General features: G+C 67.8%; 15 protein-coding genes. All 15 read left to right on the top strand.

Annotation, left to right across the window (positions count from 1 at the left end; genetic code table 11):
- Positions 1-31: 31 nt before the first annotated feature.
- The 15 genes from def to pgk all read left to right on the top strand — a co-directional run bounded on the left by def (position 32) and on the right by pgk (position 15178).
- Positions 32-523, top strand: a complete 492-nt coding sequence (gene def / locus HMPREF2791_RS01325) for a peptide deformylase (protein WP_070474019.1) — start codon at positions 32-34, stop codon at positions 521-523.
- 13 nt (positions 524-536) lie between these two features.
- Positions 537-1466, top strand: a complete 930-nt coding sequence (gene fmt / locus HMPREF2791_RS01320; protein WP_070843935.1) for a methionyl-tRNA formyltransferase — start codon at positions 537-539, stop codon at positions 1464-1466.
- Positions 1463-2941: an RsmB/NOP family class I SAM-dependent RNA methyltransferase gene (locus HMPREF2791_RS01315; protein ID WP_070843934.1), complete on the top strand. Its 1479-nt coding sequence runs from the start codon at positions 1463-1465 to the stop codon at positions 2939-2941. Before fmt ends, HMPREF2791_RS01315 begins: the two co-directional genes overlap by 4 nt.
- 5 nt (positions 2942-2946) lie before the next feature.
- A complete protein-coding gene (gene rpe / locus HMPREF2791_RS01310; RefSeq protein WP_070843933.1) occupies positions 2947-3609 on the top strand; it encodes a ribulose-phosphate 3-epimerase in 663 nt (220 codons plus the stop codon).
- Entirely contained in the window at positions 3606-4604 is a 999-nt protein-coding gene (ribD, locus tag HMPREF2791_RS01305) for a bifunctional diaminohydroxyphosphoribosylaminopyrimidine deaminase/5-amino-6-(5-phosphoribosylamino)uracil reductase RibD (RefSeq protein WP_246825291.1), read from the top strand. Before rpe ends, ribD begins: the two co-directional genes overlap by 4 nt.
- Positions 4585-5172 (top strand): riboflavin synthase, encoded by a 588-nt coding sequence (locus HMPREF2791_RS01300; protein ID WP_070843931.1) that lies wholly within the window; start codon positions 4585-4587, stop codon positions 5170-5172. The genes ribD and HMPREF2791_RS01300 overlap by 20 nt, the downstream gene beginning before the upstream one ends.
- Before the next feature lie 11 nt (positions 5173-5183).
- Positions 5184-6449 carry a bifunctional 3,4-dihydroxy-2-butanone-4-phosphate synthase/GTP cyclohydrolase II gene (locus tag HMPREF2791_RS01295; protein ID WP_070843929.1) on the top strand — a complete coding sequence of 422 codons (1266 nt, stop codon included), beginning with the start codon at positions 5184-5186 and terminating at the stop codon, positions 6447-6449.
- Between the two features lie 22 nt (positions 6450-6471).
- Complete coding sequence (gene ribH / locus HMPREF2791_RS01290; RefSeq protein WP_371335880.1) at positions 6472-6957, top strand: 6,7-dimethyl-8-ribityllumazine synthase; 486 nt, start codon at positions 6472-6474, stop codon at positions 6955-6957.
- Positions 6958-7034: 77 nt separating this feature from the next.
- The gene (locus HMPREF2791_RS01285) at positions 7035-7577 is read left to right on the top strand and encodes a PH domain-containing protein (protein ID WP_070474007.1); all 543 of its coding nucleotides are present in this window, start codon (positions 7035-7037) and stop codon (positions 7575-7577) included.
- A 3-nt stretch (positions 7578-7580) separates the two neighbouring features.
- The gene (uvrC, locus tag HMPREF2791_RS01280; RefSeq protein ID WP_070843927.1) at positions 7581-9641 is read left to right on the top strand and encodes an excinuclease ABC subunit UvrC; all 2061 of its coding nucleotides are present in this window, start codon (positions 7581-7583) and stop codon (positions 9639-9641) included.
- Positions 9642-9686: 45 nt separating this feature from the next.
- Positions 9687-10607 (top strand): RNase adapter RapZ, encoded by a 921-nt coding sequence (gene rapZ / locus HMPREF2791_RS01275; RefSeq protein ID WP_070474003.1) that lies wholly within the window; start codon positions 9687-9689, stop codon positions 10605-10607.
- A 34-nt stretch (positions 10608-10641) separates the two neighbouring features.
- The gene (gene yvcK, locus HMPREF2791_RS01270) at positions 10642-11607 is read left to right on the top strand and encodes a gluconeogenesis factor YvcK family protein (RefSeq protein WP_070474001.1); all 966 of its coding nucleotides are present in this window, start codon (positions 10642-10644) and stop codon (positions 11605-11607) included.
- Between the two features lie 50 nt (positions 11608-11657).
- Positions 11658-12626, top strand: coding sequence for a DNA-binding protein WhiA (whiA, locus tag HMPREF2791_RS01265; RefSeq protein ID WP_070473999.1), 969 nt, complete (start codon positions 11658-11660; stop codon positions 12624-12626).
- Positions 12627-12865: 239 nt separating this feature from the next.
- A complete protein-coding gene (gap, locus tag HMPREF2791_RS01260; protein WP_070843921.1) occupies positions 12866-13876 on the top strand; it encodes a type I glyceraldehyde-3-phosphate dehydrogenase in 1011 nt (336 codons plus the stop codon).
- 90 nt (positions 13877-13966) lie between these two features.
- On the top strand, positions 13967-15178 hold the full coding sequence (gene pgk / locus HMPREF2791_RS01255; protein ID WP_070843915.1) for a phosphoglycerate kinase: 1212 nt from the start codon (positions 13967-13969) through the stop codon (positions 15176-15178).
- The last annotated feature ends 12 nt before the right edge of the window (positions 15179-15190 follow it).

Raw genomic sequence — 15190 nt, 5'->3', positions numbered from 1 at the left:
GCGACCGGGCGTGCCACTACACTTGCACCCCATGGCTATTCGCGACATCCGCCTGTTCGGCGACCCAGTGCTCAACACCGCTGCAGCAGAGGTCGCAGTTTTCGACGCCGCCTTAGAGCGGCTGGTCGCCGACATGCTGGAGACCATGGACCACGCCGGCGGGGTGGGTTTGGCCGCCAACCAGATCGGGCTTGCGCGCCGGATCTTCGTCTTTGACTGCCAGGGCATGCGCGGGCACATCATCAACCCCGTGTGGGAGCCGCTGGGCGAGGAGATGCAGACCGGTGTCGAGGGCTGCCTCTCTGTGCCGGACGTGCGCGGGGAGGTCACCCGCCACAAGACGGTGGTGGCCCGCGGCCAGGACTGCTTCGGCCGCCCGCTCACGCTGCGCGGCACCGGGCTGCTGGCTCGCTGCATCCAGCACGAGGCGGACCACTTGGACGGCGTGATGTTCATGCGCAGGATGGCACCGGAGCAGCGCAAGGAAGCGATGGCGGCGATCCGGGCCGCCGACTGGAGTTAAGGAGAACGTTTGTATGCGACTCGTATTCGCCGGCACCCCCGAACCTGCCGCCGCGGCACTTGAGCGGCTCATCGCGTCCGACCACGAGGTCGTCGCGGTGCTTACCCGCCCGGATGCGCGCCGCGGCCGTGGGCGCACGCTGCACCCGTCGCCAGTCAAGGCGCTCGCGCTCGAGCACGGTATTGAGGTGCTCACCCCGGAGAGCCTCACGCGCGACGACGCCATCCGGGACCAGCTGAGGGAGCTGGCCCCGGACGCGATTCCGGTGGTGGCCTACGGCAACCTCATCCCGGCCGACATGCTGGACATACCCACACACGGCTGGGTGAACCTGCACTTCTCGCTGCTGCCCAAGTGGCGCGGCGCGGCACCGGTGCAGGCGGCGATCGCAGCCGGCGACGCGGTCACCGGAGCGACCACCTTCCGCATCAACGAGGGTCTGGACACCGGCGACATCCTGAACACGCTGGAAACCGAGATCGGCGAGGTAGAAACCAGCGGCGAGCTGCTGGAGCGCCTCGCCTACGCGGGTGCTGAACTGCTGGTTGAGACCATGGATGCGCTCGAGGCCGGCACCGCGGCACCGACGGCGCAGCCGGAGGAGGGCACCTACGCCCACAAGATTGCCCCGGCGGACGCCCGGGTGGACTGGAACCAGCCGGCCGCCGTCATCGACCGCGGCATCCGCGCCCACACCCCGGCGCCGGGTGCGTGGACGATGCGCGGGGACGACCGCTTCAAGCTCGGCCCGGTCACCCCGACGGGTTCGGGCACGCTCGCCCCGGGCGAGGCCGCGTTTGGCAAAAACGAGGTGCTCGTGGGCACCGCCGACGGGGACGTGCGTCTGGGCACGATCCAGCCGCCGGGCAAGAAGATGATGAACGCCGCGGACTGGGCCCGCGGACTTCACCCCGAAGCGAAAGAAGGAGTGGTGTTCGAGTGAGCGGAGGATTCAGGTCGCGCTCCGCGGGGCGGCGCAAGGATACGCCCGCCCGCAACCGGCAGCAGGGGCGCAATGCACAGCAGCTGCCCCGCAAACAAGGCGGAGGGCGCCAGCGCTACACGGTGAAGGGCCGCCCGGCCAGCATCGGCGACCCGGCGCGCGAGGCGGCCTTTGAGGTGGTGTTGCGCGTCTCCCGCGACGGCGCGTTTGCCAACCTGACGCTGCCCGGCATTCTGCGCGAGCGGAAAATCACCGGACGCGACGCCGCGTTCGCCACCGAGCTGGCCTACGGCACGCTGCGCAGCCTCGGGGTGCTCGACGCGGTGATCGCGAAGAATTCCTCGCGCGAGCTCGAGCGCATCGCGCCCGAGGCGCTCGCAGCACTTCGCCTGGGCGCCTACCAGCTGCTCTACACCCGGGTGGGCGACCACGCCGCGGTGGACACCTCGGTGCGTCTTGTCGAGGCGGCTGGCCACGAGAAGGCGAAGGGCTTCGCCAACGGCGTGCTGCGCTCGATCGGCCGCACGCCCGCCGACGAGTGGCTGCGCACCCTCGCCCCGGATAACGAACTGGGCGCCCTGGCGTTCACCCACGCCCACCCGGAGTGGATCGCGCGGTCTTTCGCCGAGGCGCTCGGCGACAAGCGCGGCGAGCTCGAGGCCGCGCTCGAGGCAGACTCGGCCCGCCCAGTCGTGCACCTGGTGGCGCGCCCGGGAGAGATCTCCGCGGAAGAGCTCGCGCTTTCCACCGGCGGCGAGCAGGGCACGTACTCGCCGTACGCGGTGTACCTGCCGGAGGGGGATCCGGGCCAGCTCGAGCCGGTGCGCGAGGGTCTTGCCGCGGTGCAGGACGAGGGCTCGCAGATCATCGCCCGCGCCGTCACCGAGGTTCCCGTCGAGCAAGATCAAGGCCGTTGGCTTGACCTTTGTGCGGGTCCCGGTGGCAAGGCCGCACTCATTGGAGCGATCGCGGCTATCGACGCCGCCGCGGTCGACGCTGTCGAAGTCAGCCCGCACCGCGCGGAGCTGATCTCCAAGACGGTGCGCGGCCTGCCGGTGACCGTCCACACCGCGGACGGGCGCGACCCGAAGCTCGAGCCGGGTTACGACCGCATCCTGGTGGACGCCCCCTGCTCCGGCCTGGGTGCGCTGCGGCGGCGCCCGGAGGCGCGCTGGACGAAGTCCGAAGACGACATCGCGGAGCTGAACCAGCTGCAGGAAGAGCTGCTCCAATCCGCAGTAAATCTGGCTAAGCCGGGTGGGGTGGTGGTCTATTCCACGTGCTCGCCGGATGTGCGGGAGACCCGGAGGATCGTCGAGAAGCAATTGGCGAAAGGCGATGTTGAGGAGCTCGACGCCCGCGAGTGGGCCGCCGGCATGGAGAACGTGGGCGAGGGGCCGAGCGTGCAGATGTGGCCGCACCGCCACGGCACCGACGCAATGTTCTTCGCGGTGCTGCGCAAAAAGCTAGGGTAGGACCCATGATTCAGATCGCCCCATCAATTCTGGCCGCGAACTACGCCGCGCTCGGCGAGGACGTGCGCAAGGTGCCCAACGCGGACCTGATTCACGTGGACATCATGGACGGCCACTTCGTGCCCAACCTGTCTTTCGGCCCGGACGTGACCAAGGCGGTCAACGGGGTGACCGAGCAGTTCCTGGACATGCACCTGATGATCGAGGAGCCGGAGCGCTGGTTCGAAACCTACGTGCAAGCCGGCGGCGACCGCCTGGTGTTCCACGTCGAGGCCACCGACGACCACGTGGCGGCCGCGAAGCAGTGCCGCGAACTCGGCGTGCAGTCCGGCTTCGCCATCAAGCCCGGCACCGCGATCGAGCCGTACCTGGACGACCTGGAGCACTTCGACCAGGTCATGGTCATGAGTGTGGAGCCGGGTTTTGGCGGCCAGAAGTTCATGCCTGAGGTCTTGGGCAAGGTGATGGTGCTGCGCGACCGCATCGCGGAGGCAGGCCTAGACACCATCATCGGCATCGACGGCGGCATCGCGAACGCCACCATCGCGCAGGCCGCGGAGGCTGGCGTGGACGCCTTCGTTGCCGGCTCCGCGGTCTTCGGCGCCGACAACCCGGCCGAGGCGGTGGAGCGCCTGCGCGAGCTCGCCCGCGAGGCGAAGCGAGGGTGACGGAGGAGCTGGGAGCTATCTCCGCCGCGATCGAGGCGGGCGAATCCGTCCGAGGCACGACCTCGCCGAACCCGCCGGTGGGCTGCGCGCTTGTCAGCGCCTCCGGTGCGCTCATCGCCACCGGCGCGACCTCGCCGGCGGGCGGGCCGCACGCGGAGATCAACGCCCTGCGAGAAGCAGGGGAGCGCGCACGTGGCGCCACCGCCGTGGTGACCCTCGAGCCGTGCAACCACACCGGCCGCACCGGCCCCTGCGCACAGGCACTCGTGGAGGCGGGGATCACACGCGTGGTGTATTTCACCGCTGACCCCAACGAGGCGGCCGCCGGCGGCGCCGAGTACCTGCGCGCCCACGGCGTGGAGGTGGACTTCCAGCCGGTGCGTGTGGCGGCGCTGCAGCCGTGGCTGCGCTCGGTGCGCCACGGCCGCCCGAGCGTGACGCTGAAGTTCGCCTCCACGCTCGACGGATTCACCGCCGCGAAAGATGGCACGAGCAAGTGGATCACGGGCGAGGAAGCCCGCGAGCTGGTGCACGAGGACCGCGGGAAGATCGACGCCATCATCGTCGGCACCGGCACCGCGATCGCCGACGACCCGTCGCTGACCGCGCGTTTCCCCGACGGCACGCTGCGCGGGCACCAGCCGCGGCGCGTAGTTATCGGCGCCCGGGAGGTCCCTGAGGGCAACCTCACCCGCTTAGGGTTCGAGCAGTACGCCACGCCAGAGGAGGCGCTTGGAGCGCTGTGGGCAACCGGCGCGCGCGACGTGCTGGTCGAAGGCGGCGCGACACTCGCCGCGAGTTTTCTTGAGCTGGACCTGGTCGACGCGGTGCAGGCCTACATCGCGCCCGCGCTGCTCGGTGCCGGCCGCGGGGTGCTGGACCGCGCGATCGCAGGCACCATCGCCGACGCCCGCCGCTTCCGCACCACGTTCGTGCGTCCGGTGGGAGGCGACGTTTTCATAGAAATGGAGAGAGATGTTTACGGGACTCGTTGAGGAAATCGGCGTGGTGGAGGAGCTGAAGCTGCTCGACGACGCCGTCCGGATCGCCGTGCGCGCCCCCAAAGTCACCGGCGATGCCGCGCCCGGCGACTCGATCGCCGTCGACGGGGTGTGCCTGACAGTGGTGGACAACACGAACGGCACCTTCACCGCGGACGTGATGCGCGAAACCTTGGACCGCTCCCGGCTCGGGACGTATGAAGCAGGCTCCGAGGTGAACCTGGAGCGCGCTCTCGCCGCAGGCCAGCGCATGGGCGGCCACATCGTCCAGGGACACGTCGACGGGGTTGCCGAGGTGGTCTCACGGACCCCGTCGGAGCACTGGGATATCGTGCGCTTCACGCTGCCGCACCAGTTGGGCCGGTACGTGGTGGAGAAGGGCTCGATCGCGGTGAACGGCACGTCGTTGACCGTCTCGGCGGTGGGCGAGGGTTACTTCGATGTCTCTCTGATCCCCACCACGCTGCGCGAGACCACCGCCGGCGCGCTCGCACCCGGCGACCCGGTGAACCTGGAGGTAGACATCGTGGCCAAATACGTTGAGAAGATGGTGCAGGGATAGGCTTGGACGGTATGACTTCCCCAAACTCCTTGAATACGGTCGAGGAGGCCATCGACGCCATCCGCGCTGGCAAGGCCGTTGTTGTGGTGGACAGCGAGGACCGCGAGAACGAGGGCGACCTCATCTTCGCCGCCGAGGACTCCACCCCGGAGCTGGTCGCGTTCATGGTGCGCCACACCTCCGGCTACATCTGCGTGTCCATGCCGGATGAGCGCGCCACCGCGCTCGAGCTACCGCCGATGGTGGCCAACAACCAAGACCTGCACGGCACCGCGTACGCCGTCACCGTGGACGCGGCCACCGGCACGACCGGCATCTCCGCCCGCTCGCGCGCGACGACGATCGCCCTGCTTGCCAGTGGATCCGCCACCGCCTCATCGTTTACCCGCCCCGGCCACGTGGTGCCCCTGCGCGCCAAGGTCGGCGGAGTGCTGGAACGGCCCGGGCACACGGAGGCGGCTGTGGACCTGGCACGGCTCGCAGGCAAAGCCCCGGTGGGCGCGCTGTGCGAGATCGTCTCCGAGGATGACCCGACCGACATGGCGCGTTTCGACGAGCTGCGCCGTTTTGCCGACGCGCACGGGTTGCCCATGATCTCCATCGAGCAGCTGGCCGAATACCGTCGCCACCACGAGCGCACCGTCGAGCGGGTCACCGCGGCGACCCTACCCACCGAGTACGGCGAGTTCACCGTGGTGGGTTACCGCGACACTGTTTCCGGGGTGGAGCATGTGGCGTTGGTTGCCGGAGGCGTCGACAAGCTGCGGGAAGCAAACGATGTGCTGGTGAGGGTGCACTCCGAGTGCCTCACCGGCGACGTGTTCGGCTCCACGCGCTGCGACTGCGGTCCGCAGCTGCGCGAATCCATGCGGCGCATCCAGGCAGCCGGACGCGGCGTGGTGGTCTACCTGCGCGGGCACGAGGGCCGCGGCATCGGGCTGATGGCGAAGCTGCAGGCCTACCGGCTGCAGGACGCGGGCCTGGACACCGTTGATGCCAACCTGGAGCAAGGCCTGCCCGCGGACGCGCGGGAGTACTCCGCGGCCGGGCAGATCCTGGCGGATCTGGGGGTGGACAGCTTCGAGCTGCTCACCAACAATCCGGACAAGTCCGACGCGCTGGCGGGTTACGGCCCTGCGGTGGCGCGCCGCAGTAGGATCGAGATCGTTCCCACGCACGACAACATCGAGTACCTGCGCACCAAGCGCGACCGGATGGGCCATGACCTTCCCGGCGTGGCCGAATGGCTCCACGCCCATCCGGGGTACGGAATCTAGACGGACTCAAAAGGAGCTGGAAGTGGCATCGAGCGGAGCACCCGAGGACTATTCCATACAGGCGGAGGGTATGACCATCGCCGTGGTTTACACCCGCTGGAACGACAAGATCGTCGACCTGCTGCGCGCCGGCGCGCGGGATGAGGCACGGGAGCTCGGCGTCAAGGTGGAGGAGTACGCCGTCGCAGGCGCACTCGAGCTGCCGGTGGTGGTGCAAGCTTGCGCCGAGCGTTACGACGCCGTGGTGGCCCTCGGCTGCGTCATCCGCGGCGAAACAGCGCATTTCCAGTACGTGTGCGACTCCGTGACCGCCGGGTTGACCCGCGTGGCGCTGGACGAGCAGACCCCGGTGGGCAACGGCGTGCTCACCGTGGACGACGAAGACCAGGCCTACGAGCGCGCCGGCGGCGAGGACGCCAAGGAAGACAAGGGCGCCGAGGCCATGCGCGCCGCCGCCGGCACTGCCGCGGAGCTGCGCAAAGTTCGCGCTCTGCCGTTGAAGGGTTAAGGTAGCCCGGAGGGCGTGGGGCGGCCTTTGGGACGTCGACACGCAGCAAAGCTCGAGCGCTTGTAAGGAGTAAGGCAGTGGCTGAACAGGCAAAGCAGCACCAAACCGCGGGACTTTCGGACCGGGACGAGATTGCCTACCTCAATGCGCTCGACCCGCACGCCACCACCACCACGAAACCCTGGGAACTCGAGCTGACCTCGAAGTTTCTGCGCAAGGTCGCCGTGGGCTGGATTGTGCTGGTCATGGCGGTGCACGTGTTTATGTTCTGGGCCGTGGACGCGGAATTCACCGGCGTGGCCATCACCAACCTGGACAAGTTCGCATTCATCGGAGTCGGCCTGATCATCTCCGTGCTGTCCTGGATCGCGCTGACCCGCCCGCGGGTGCGCGCGAACGAGGACGGCGTGCAGGTGCGCAACATCATCGGCACCCGTTTCTACCCGTGGGCCGTGATCTACGGGCTGAGCTTTCCCAAAGGCTCCCGCATGGCGCGCCTGGAGCTGCCGGAGTTCGAGTACGTGCCCCTGTGGGCGATCCAGTCCGGCGACAAGGAGCACGCCTTGAAGGCCGTGGAAGAGTTCCGCGCGCTCGAAGCCAAGTACATGCCGCAGGATTAAGCGTTGGCGGACCCGCAAAGCTACCGCCCGGCGCCGGGCACCATCCCGACCGACCCCGGGGTGTACAAGTTCCGCGACCGCGACGGCCGCGTCATCTACGTGGGCAAGGCGAAGAACCTGCGCGCACGCCTGAACAACTACTTCCAGCCGCCGAACACGCTGCACCCGCGCACCCGCCAGATGGTCTACACAGGCGCGTCCGTGGAGTGGACTGTGGTGGCCTCCGAGGTGGAGGCGCTGCAGCTGGAGTACACGTGGATCAAGCGCTTCGACCCGTGGTTCAACGTCATGTACCGCGACGACAAGACGTACCCCATGCTCGCGGTGAGCGTGAGGGAGCGCTACCCGCGCGCGTTTTTCTACCGCGGGCCGAAGCGCAAGGGTGTGCGCTACTTCGGGCCCTACTCCCACGCGTGGGCGGTGCGCGAAACCCTTGACCTGCTCACACGCGTGTTTCCGATCCGCACCTGTTCTAACGGGGTGTTTAACCGGCACGAGTCGCTGGGGCGGCCGTGCTTGCTCGGCTACATCGACAAGTGCGCCGCCCCGTGCGTGGGGCGCGTGGACGAGGCCGACTACGACGAGATCGTGCAGGGATTTTTGGGCTTCATGTCGGGCCGCACCGACCAGCTCGTGCGCGGCATCACCGCCCAGATGCAGGAGGCATCAGAGAACCTGGAGTTTGAGAAAGCTGCGCGGCTTCGCGACGACCTCGGCGCCGTGAACAAGGTCATGGAGCGCCAAACGGTGGTCCTGGGGCAAGACACCGATGCCGACATCATCGCCTTCGACACCGACGAATTGGAGGCGGCGGTACAGATCTTCAACGTCCGCGACGGGCGCATCCGGGCCCAGCGCGGCTGGGTGGTGGAAAAGACCGGCGACGAACCCGGCGCCGCCGAACGTTTGGAAGAGGGCCAAGAGGACCCGACCCTGCCGACGCTGATGCAGAACTTTCTGGTGCAGTACTACTCCGACGCGGTGGAACGCGTGCGCCAGGAGCAGGAGGAAGACCGCACGATTGAGGCGCAGAAGGTGCGCCGCCGCGGCGTGGACCAGGAGTCCCGCGCCAAGGCGGAGACACCGATGCCGGTGCCGCGCGAGATCCTGGTGGAGACCCTGCCGGCGGAGCTGCCGGAGGTCACCGAGTTGCTCGCGGAGCTGCGCGGCGGCCCGGTGGAGATCCGCGTGCCGCAGCGCGGCGACAAGCGCGCACTGATGGAGACGGTGCACAAAAACGCCTCCGAGGCGCTGCACCAGCACAAGCTCAAGCGCGTCGGCGACCTGACCGCCCGCTCCCAGGCGCTGCAGGACATCCAGGACGCCCTCGGGATGGACGAGGCGCCGCTGCGCATCGAGTGCACCGACATTTCCCACATCCAGGGCACCGACGTGGTGGCGTCGCTGGTCGTGTTCGAGGACGGCCTGCCCAAGAAGAACGACTACCGCCGCTACCGCATCAAGGAAGCCGCCGGCGACGGCCGCTCCGACGATGTCGGCTCCATCGCCGAGGTGACGCAGCGCCGCTTTAAGCGCTACAACGAGGACAAGCTGGCCAACCCCGACGAGGTTGCGGAGGAGCAGACCTTCGCAGACGAGGCGGACGAATCCACCGGCGCGAAGCGTTTCGCCTACCCGCCGCAGCTGTTCATCGTTGACGGCGGCAAGCCCCAGGTCACCGCCGCACAGGCAGTCTTCGACGACCTGGGCATCGTGGACGTGCAGCTCATCGGACTGGCCAAGCGCCTGGAGGAGGTCTGGGTGCCGGACGACGATGAACCGATCATCCTGCCCCGCAACTCCGAGGGCATGTACCTGCTGCAGCAGATCCGCGACGAGGCACACCGATTCGCCATCACGTACCACCGCCAGCAGCGCTCCAAACGGATGCGCGCCTCGGCACTGGACGCGGTGCCGGGGCTTGGGCCTGCCCGCCGCACGGACCTGGTCAAGCACTTCGGCTCCGTGAAGAAGATCAAGGAGGCCTCAGTGGAGGAGATCCAGCAGGTCAGAGGGGTCGGGCCGAAGCTCGCGGAGAACATCTACCAGCACCTGCACCAGTAAAAGCGTGCTGCTAATCGACGGCACTCCGCCCCCGGCTTGTCTAGGATGATCCCTATGCCCACGACATCCTCTGCACACGCTTTGCCCCAGGAGAATTCCGCGACCCCGATGCGGCCCGTGATCATCACTGGCCTGTCCGGCGGCGGTCTGTCCACGGCAGCGAAAGTCTTCGAGGACAAGGGCTTTTTCGTCTCCCAAAACCTGCCGCCGCAGCTGATTCTGGAGCTGGTGGATCTGGCCGCCGCGGACGATTCGCCGGTGGAGCGCCTCGCGGTGGTCACCGACATCCGGGCGGCGAGGTTCAACGGCTCGCTCATGGACACCATCGCGGCGATTCGGGACCGCGGCCACCAGCCGTTCGTGCTGTTTTTGGATGCGCGCGACGACGTGCTGATCCGCCGCTTCGATTCGGTGCGGCGCACCCACCCGCTGCAGGGAGACGGCACCCTGCAGTCCGGCATCGAGCACGAGCGCGAGGAGATGGAGGACCTGCGTGCCTCCGCGGACGTCATCATCGACACGTCCAACCTGTCGGTGCACGATCTCCGCCGCGCGGTGGAGGCTTCCGTCGGCGAGCTACCGATGGGCCGCCAGCACGTCACCATCGAATCCTTCGGGTTCAAGCACGGCTCTCCGCGCGACGCTGATATCGTGCTTGACGTTCGTTTCCTGCCAAACCCGTACTGGGTGGAGGAGCTCCGGGAGTTCCGCGGCGTGGACCAAGCGGTTTCAGACTATGTGCTGAACCAGGACGGTGCCCGCGAGTACGTGGACAACTTCGTCGACCTGCTCTCCAGCACCCTGGGCGGCTACCGCCACGAGGGCAAGGACTTCATCACCGTCGGCATCGGCTGCACGGGCGGGCACCACCGCTCGGTGGCGGTGGCGGAGGCCGTCGGAAAGCGTCTGCGCCAGCAGGGGCAGGTGGATGTCAATGTGATCCACCGCGATCTTGAGCGCCACTAAGCGAGCCGGTTAGGCCATCAGAAAGAAGGGACAATTGAGCCATACGTCGTTCACCTGCCTCGGGGGAGGGCACGGCCTGTACCAGACGCTCACCGCCGCGCGTCAAGCCGGCGCGTCCACGATCAACGCCGTGGTCACAGTGGCGGACGACGGCGGTTCCTCCGGCCGTCTGCGCCGCGAAATGGAGATCGTCCCGCCGGGCGATCTGCGCATGGCGCTCGCGGCTCTCACCGCCGACGGCGAGGACGGCGTGCAGTGGCGCGATACACTGCAGCACCGCTTCGGCGGACACGGCGCGATGGCGGGACATGCGCTGGGCAACTTGTTGATCACGGGGTTGGCAGAGCGCCTCGGAGACACCCAGGCGGCCCTGGACCAGGTGGCCGCCTGGACCGGCTCCGCCGGCCGCGTGATCCCGGTGTGCCCGCAGCCGCTGGACATCGAGGCGGACGTGGCAGGGCTCGACGACGACCCGCGCGTGCTGCGCTCCGTGCGCGGCCAGGTAGCGGTGGCCACCACCCCCGGAGCGGTGCGGCGCGTGCGCCTGACCCCGGCGCAGCCGGCCGCGAGCGAAGCGGCGGTGCAGGCGATTATGGACGCCGACGTGGTGACCATCGGCCCCGGCTCATGGTTCTCCTCGGTGATCCCGCACATTCTCGTGCCCGACATCGCGCAGGCGCTGAACGAAACCTCGGCGACCGTCGTGGTGATCCTGAACCTCTCGCCGGAAGCGGGGGAGACCCACGGGTTCACCACTGAGCGGCACATCCATGTCTTCTCCCAGCACGCCCCGCAGTTGCACGTGGACTACTTCCTGGCCGACGAGCGCACCGCAACCTCCGATGGCGAACGAGACAACATCGCGCGGGCTGCCTCCCGGCTCGATGCCGAGGTAGTCTTCGCCCCCTTGCGCGAAATGGACGCCGCCGGCAGCCCGCTCAACCGGCACGACCCCGAGCAATTGGCAGCTGCCCTCAGAGCCCTTCGGCCGGCACGCTAGAATGCTGGTCGATTCGAAGCTCCAACACACGTAAACGAGGGGAGGCGCCGGTGGCGCTCACGGCCAAGGTCAAGGACGAACTCCTGCGCGCCACCGGCGGCGGGCTAGAGGTGCGCGCCGCGGAGGCGACCGCGCTGATCCGGTTCGGCGGCGAGTTCCAACCGTCCGAGCACGGGGTATCGATCGTGGCCGACTTCGAGGAGGAAGCTGTCGCCCGCCGGTTGGCCGGCACGTTGACAGACCTGTGCGCAGTTGAGGCGCGGGTGGAACTTCTTTCGCCTTCTTCGGGCAACCGCGAAACCCGCTACGAGGTCCGCGTCGACGACGGTGCCGCCGACGTGATCCGCCGGCTGAAGCTGGTCACCGCCTCCGGTCACCCGGTAGTGGGGATGCCGCGCCAGATCATCTCCGGCGACATGTCGTGGGTGGAGGCCGCCTGGCGCGGGGCGTTCCTGGCCCGCGGGCGACTGGCCGAGCCCGGCCGGACCGCCACCCTCGAGGTCGCGTGCCCGGGGCAGGAGGCGGCGCTGGCGCTCGTGGGGCTCGCCCGCCGCATGGGGCTGACCGCCAAGACCCGAGAGACCCGCGGCATCGAGCGGGTGACCCTGCGCGACGGGGAGGCTATCGGCATCCTGCTCAGCCGCATGGGGGCGCCGGCCACCCGCATCGAATGGGACACCAAACGCGAATCCCGTGCCGTCAAAGCGAAGGCGAACAGCAGGCTCGCCACGTTTGACGACGCGAACACCCGCCGCTCGGCCCAGGCCGCGGCTGCCGCAGCCGCACGCGTGGAGCGTGCCATGGAGATCCTCGGCGACGATGTCCCCGAGCACCTCGCCGAAGCTGGTTTCCTGCGCGTCGAGCACCGCCACGCCTCCCTGGAGGAGCTGGGGCGCCTGGCGGACCCGCAGATGACCAAGGACGCGGTGGCCGGACGCATCCGGCGCCTGCTTTCGCTCGCAGATAAACGGGCCGCCGAGCTGGGCGTGGAGGACACCCACGGAAGCCCGACCACCTAAATCCAGTTGGGGTGACGCACTTCACAGTGAGTGCCCCGCTGTCGCTACCGGGGGTGGAAGTGAAGAGTTTTACTCCCCCTAGAGCGGCAAACCGGGCGTAAACCAACATTCAGGGCGGGTGCTGATTGCGGTTGCTACCCCTGGTTTCGTCGATAAGCACAAAGCTCTCTGCAGGTAGGAGCGCTGCTCTCTACACTCGGGGGTGGACCGACAGACCACGAGCACGAGGAGTGTGGACAGTGACTACCCGCATTGGCATCAACGGTTTTGGACGCATCGGCCGCGCAGCGCTGCGCATCATCGAGGACGAATACAAGGGCGAACTCGAAGTGGTGAAGATCAACGATCTCACCGACAACGAGACCCTGGCTCACCTGATGAAGTACGACACCGCATACGGCCAGTTCAACCACGACATCGAGCACGACGACAACTCCATCACCATTGACGGCCGCCGCATCGAGGTCTCCGCGGAGAAGGACCCGGCCAACCTGGCCTGGGGCGACGTCGACGTGGACATCGTGCTCGAGTGCACCGGCGTGTTCCGCAAGGGCCCGGAGGCGAAGGCGCACATCGACGCCGGCGCGAAGAAGGTCATCATCTCCGCCCCGGGCAAGGAGGTTGACGGCACCTACGTCTGGGGCGTCAACCACACCGACTACACTGGCTCCGAGGACGTCATCTCCGCCGCATCCTGCACCACCAACTCGCTTGCACCGGTGGCGAAGGTCCTCGACGAGGCCTTCGGCATCGAGCGCGGCCTGATGACCACCATCCACGCCTACACCGGCGACCAGCGCCTCCAGGACGCGCCGCACAAGGACCTGCGCCGCGCCCGCGCCGCAGCCCAGAACATCGTGCCCACTACCACCGGCGCCGCCAAGGCCGTCGGCCTGGTGCTGCCGAACCTGGACGGCAAGCTCGACGGCTTCGCGATGCGCGTGCCCACCATCACCGGCTCTGCCACCGACCTGACCGTCACCCTGTCCAAGGAGACCAGCGTTGAGGAGCTCAACGCAGCAGTGAAGAAGGCAGCCGAGGATCCCGAGTTCGGCCAGGCGCTGAAGTACACCGAGGACCCGATCGTCTCCTCCGACATCATCGGCAATCCGCACGGCGCGATCTTCGATGCCGGCATGACCCGTGTGATTGACGGCAACCTGGTCAAGATCATCTCCTGGTACGACAACGAGTGGTCCTACACCGCCCAGTACATCCGCCTGACCAAGTTCGTGGCGGACAAGCTCTAAGGGCTTTGGTTGCGGGTCCGTGGTGCCTTCCGGCACGGCGGGCCCGTTTTTCATACGATGGTGAGTGTTCACAGAGCAAAGGAGATACCTATGACCAAGAACCTGCAGCAGCTTCTCGACGAAGGCGTGGACGGCCGCCACGTCCTGGTCCGGTCCGACTTCAACGTGCCCCTGGATGACGACGGCAACATCACCGATGCCGGCCGCATCGACGCCTCGCTGCCCACTCTGAAGGCGCTGCTTGACGGCGGCGCCAAGGTGATCGTCATGGCGCACCTGGGCCGCCCGAAGGGCGAGGTCAACCCGAAGTTCTCCCTCGCCCCGGTGGCGGAGGCGCTGTCTGAGCGCCTGGGTCAGTTTGTCCCGCTGGCCGGCGACGTCTCCGGCGAGGACGCTCACGAGCGCGCTAATGGCCTGACCGAGGGTGAGATCCTCCTGCTCGAAAACGTGCGCTTCGACGCGCGCGAGACCTCCAAGGACGAAGCGGAGCGCACCGCTTTCGCTGAGGAGCTCGCGGCGCTGGCGGCCGACAACGGCGCGTTCGTCTCCGACGGCTTCGGCGTTGTGCACCGCGCGCAGGCCTCCGTCTTTGACGTGGCTAAGAAGCTCCCGGCTTACGCGGGCTACCTCGTGGACAAGGAGGTTGAGACCCTGTCTTCCGTGAAGGACAACCCGGAGCACCCGTACGTGGTGGTGCTGGGCGGCTCCAAGGTCTCCGACAAGCTCGGCGTGATTGAGGCGCTTGCGGAAAAGGCCGACAAGATCATCATCGGCGGTGGCATGTGCTACACCTTCCTCGCCGCCCAGGGCCACAACGTGCAGAAGTCCCTGCTGCAAGACGACATGGTGGACACCTGCAAGGAGCTCATCGAGCGCTTCGGCGACAAGCTGCTGCTGCCGGTGGACGTCGCCGCCGGCGCGGAGTTTGACAAGGACACCGAGAAGAAGATCGTCGGCCTGGACGAGATCCCGGAGGGCTGGATGGGCCTGGACATCGGCCCGGAGACCGCCAAGAAGTACGCCGAGGCCATTAAGGACTCCAAGACGGTGTTCTGGAACGGCCCGATGGGCGTGTTCGAGTTCCCGAACTTCGCGGACGGCACCAAGGCTGTGGCCGAGGCCATGATCGCGGCGACGAAGGACAATGACTCCTTCACCGTGGTCGGCGGCGGCGATTCCGCGGCGTCGGTGCGCACCCTCGGCCTGGACGAGGGCGGCTTCAGCCACATCTCCACCGGCGGCGGCGCCTCCCTCGAGCTCATCGAGGGCAAGGAACTGCCGGGCGTTTCCGTACTGAACTAGGAGGTTTGCTAC

The organism is Corynebacterium sp. HMSC034A01 (genome assembly GCF_001838175.1).
Lineage (GTDB): Bacteria > Actinomycetota > Actinomycetes > Mycobacteriales > Mycobacteriaceae > Corynebacterium.
This window is presented reverse-complemented; position numbering and strand designations above follow the sequence as displayed.

Coding starts and splice junctions, on each gene's coding strand:
- def (WP_070474019.1), top strand. CDS start 32: ATGGCTATTCGCGACATCCGCCTGTTCGGCGACCCAGTGCTCAACACC.
- fmt (WP_070843935.1), top strand. CDS start 537: ATGCGACTCGTATTCGCCGGCACCCCCGAACCTGCCGCCGCGGCACTT.
- rpe (WP_070843933.1), top strand. CDS start 2,947: ATGATTCAGATCGCCCCATCAATTCTGGCCGCGAACTACGCCGCGCTC.
- HMPREF2791_RS01300 (WP_070843931.1), top strand. CDS start 4,585: ATGTTTACGGGACTCGTTGAGGAAATCGGCGTGGTGGAGGAGCTGAAG.
- HMPREF2791_RS01295 (WP_070843929.1), top strand. CDS start 5,184: ATGACTTCCCCAAACTCCTTGAATACGGTCGAGGAGGCCATCGACGCC.
- rapZ (WP_070474003.1), top strand. CDS start 9,687: ATGATCCCTATGCCCACGACATCCTCTGCACACGCTTTGCCCCAGGAG.
- pgk (WP_070843915.1), top strand. CDS start 13,967: ATGACCAAGAACCTGCAGCAGCTTCTCGACGAAGGCGTGGACGGCCGC.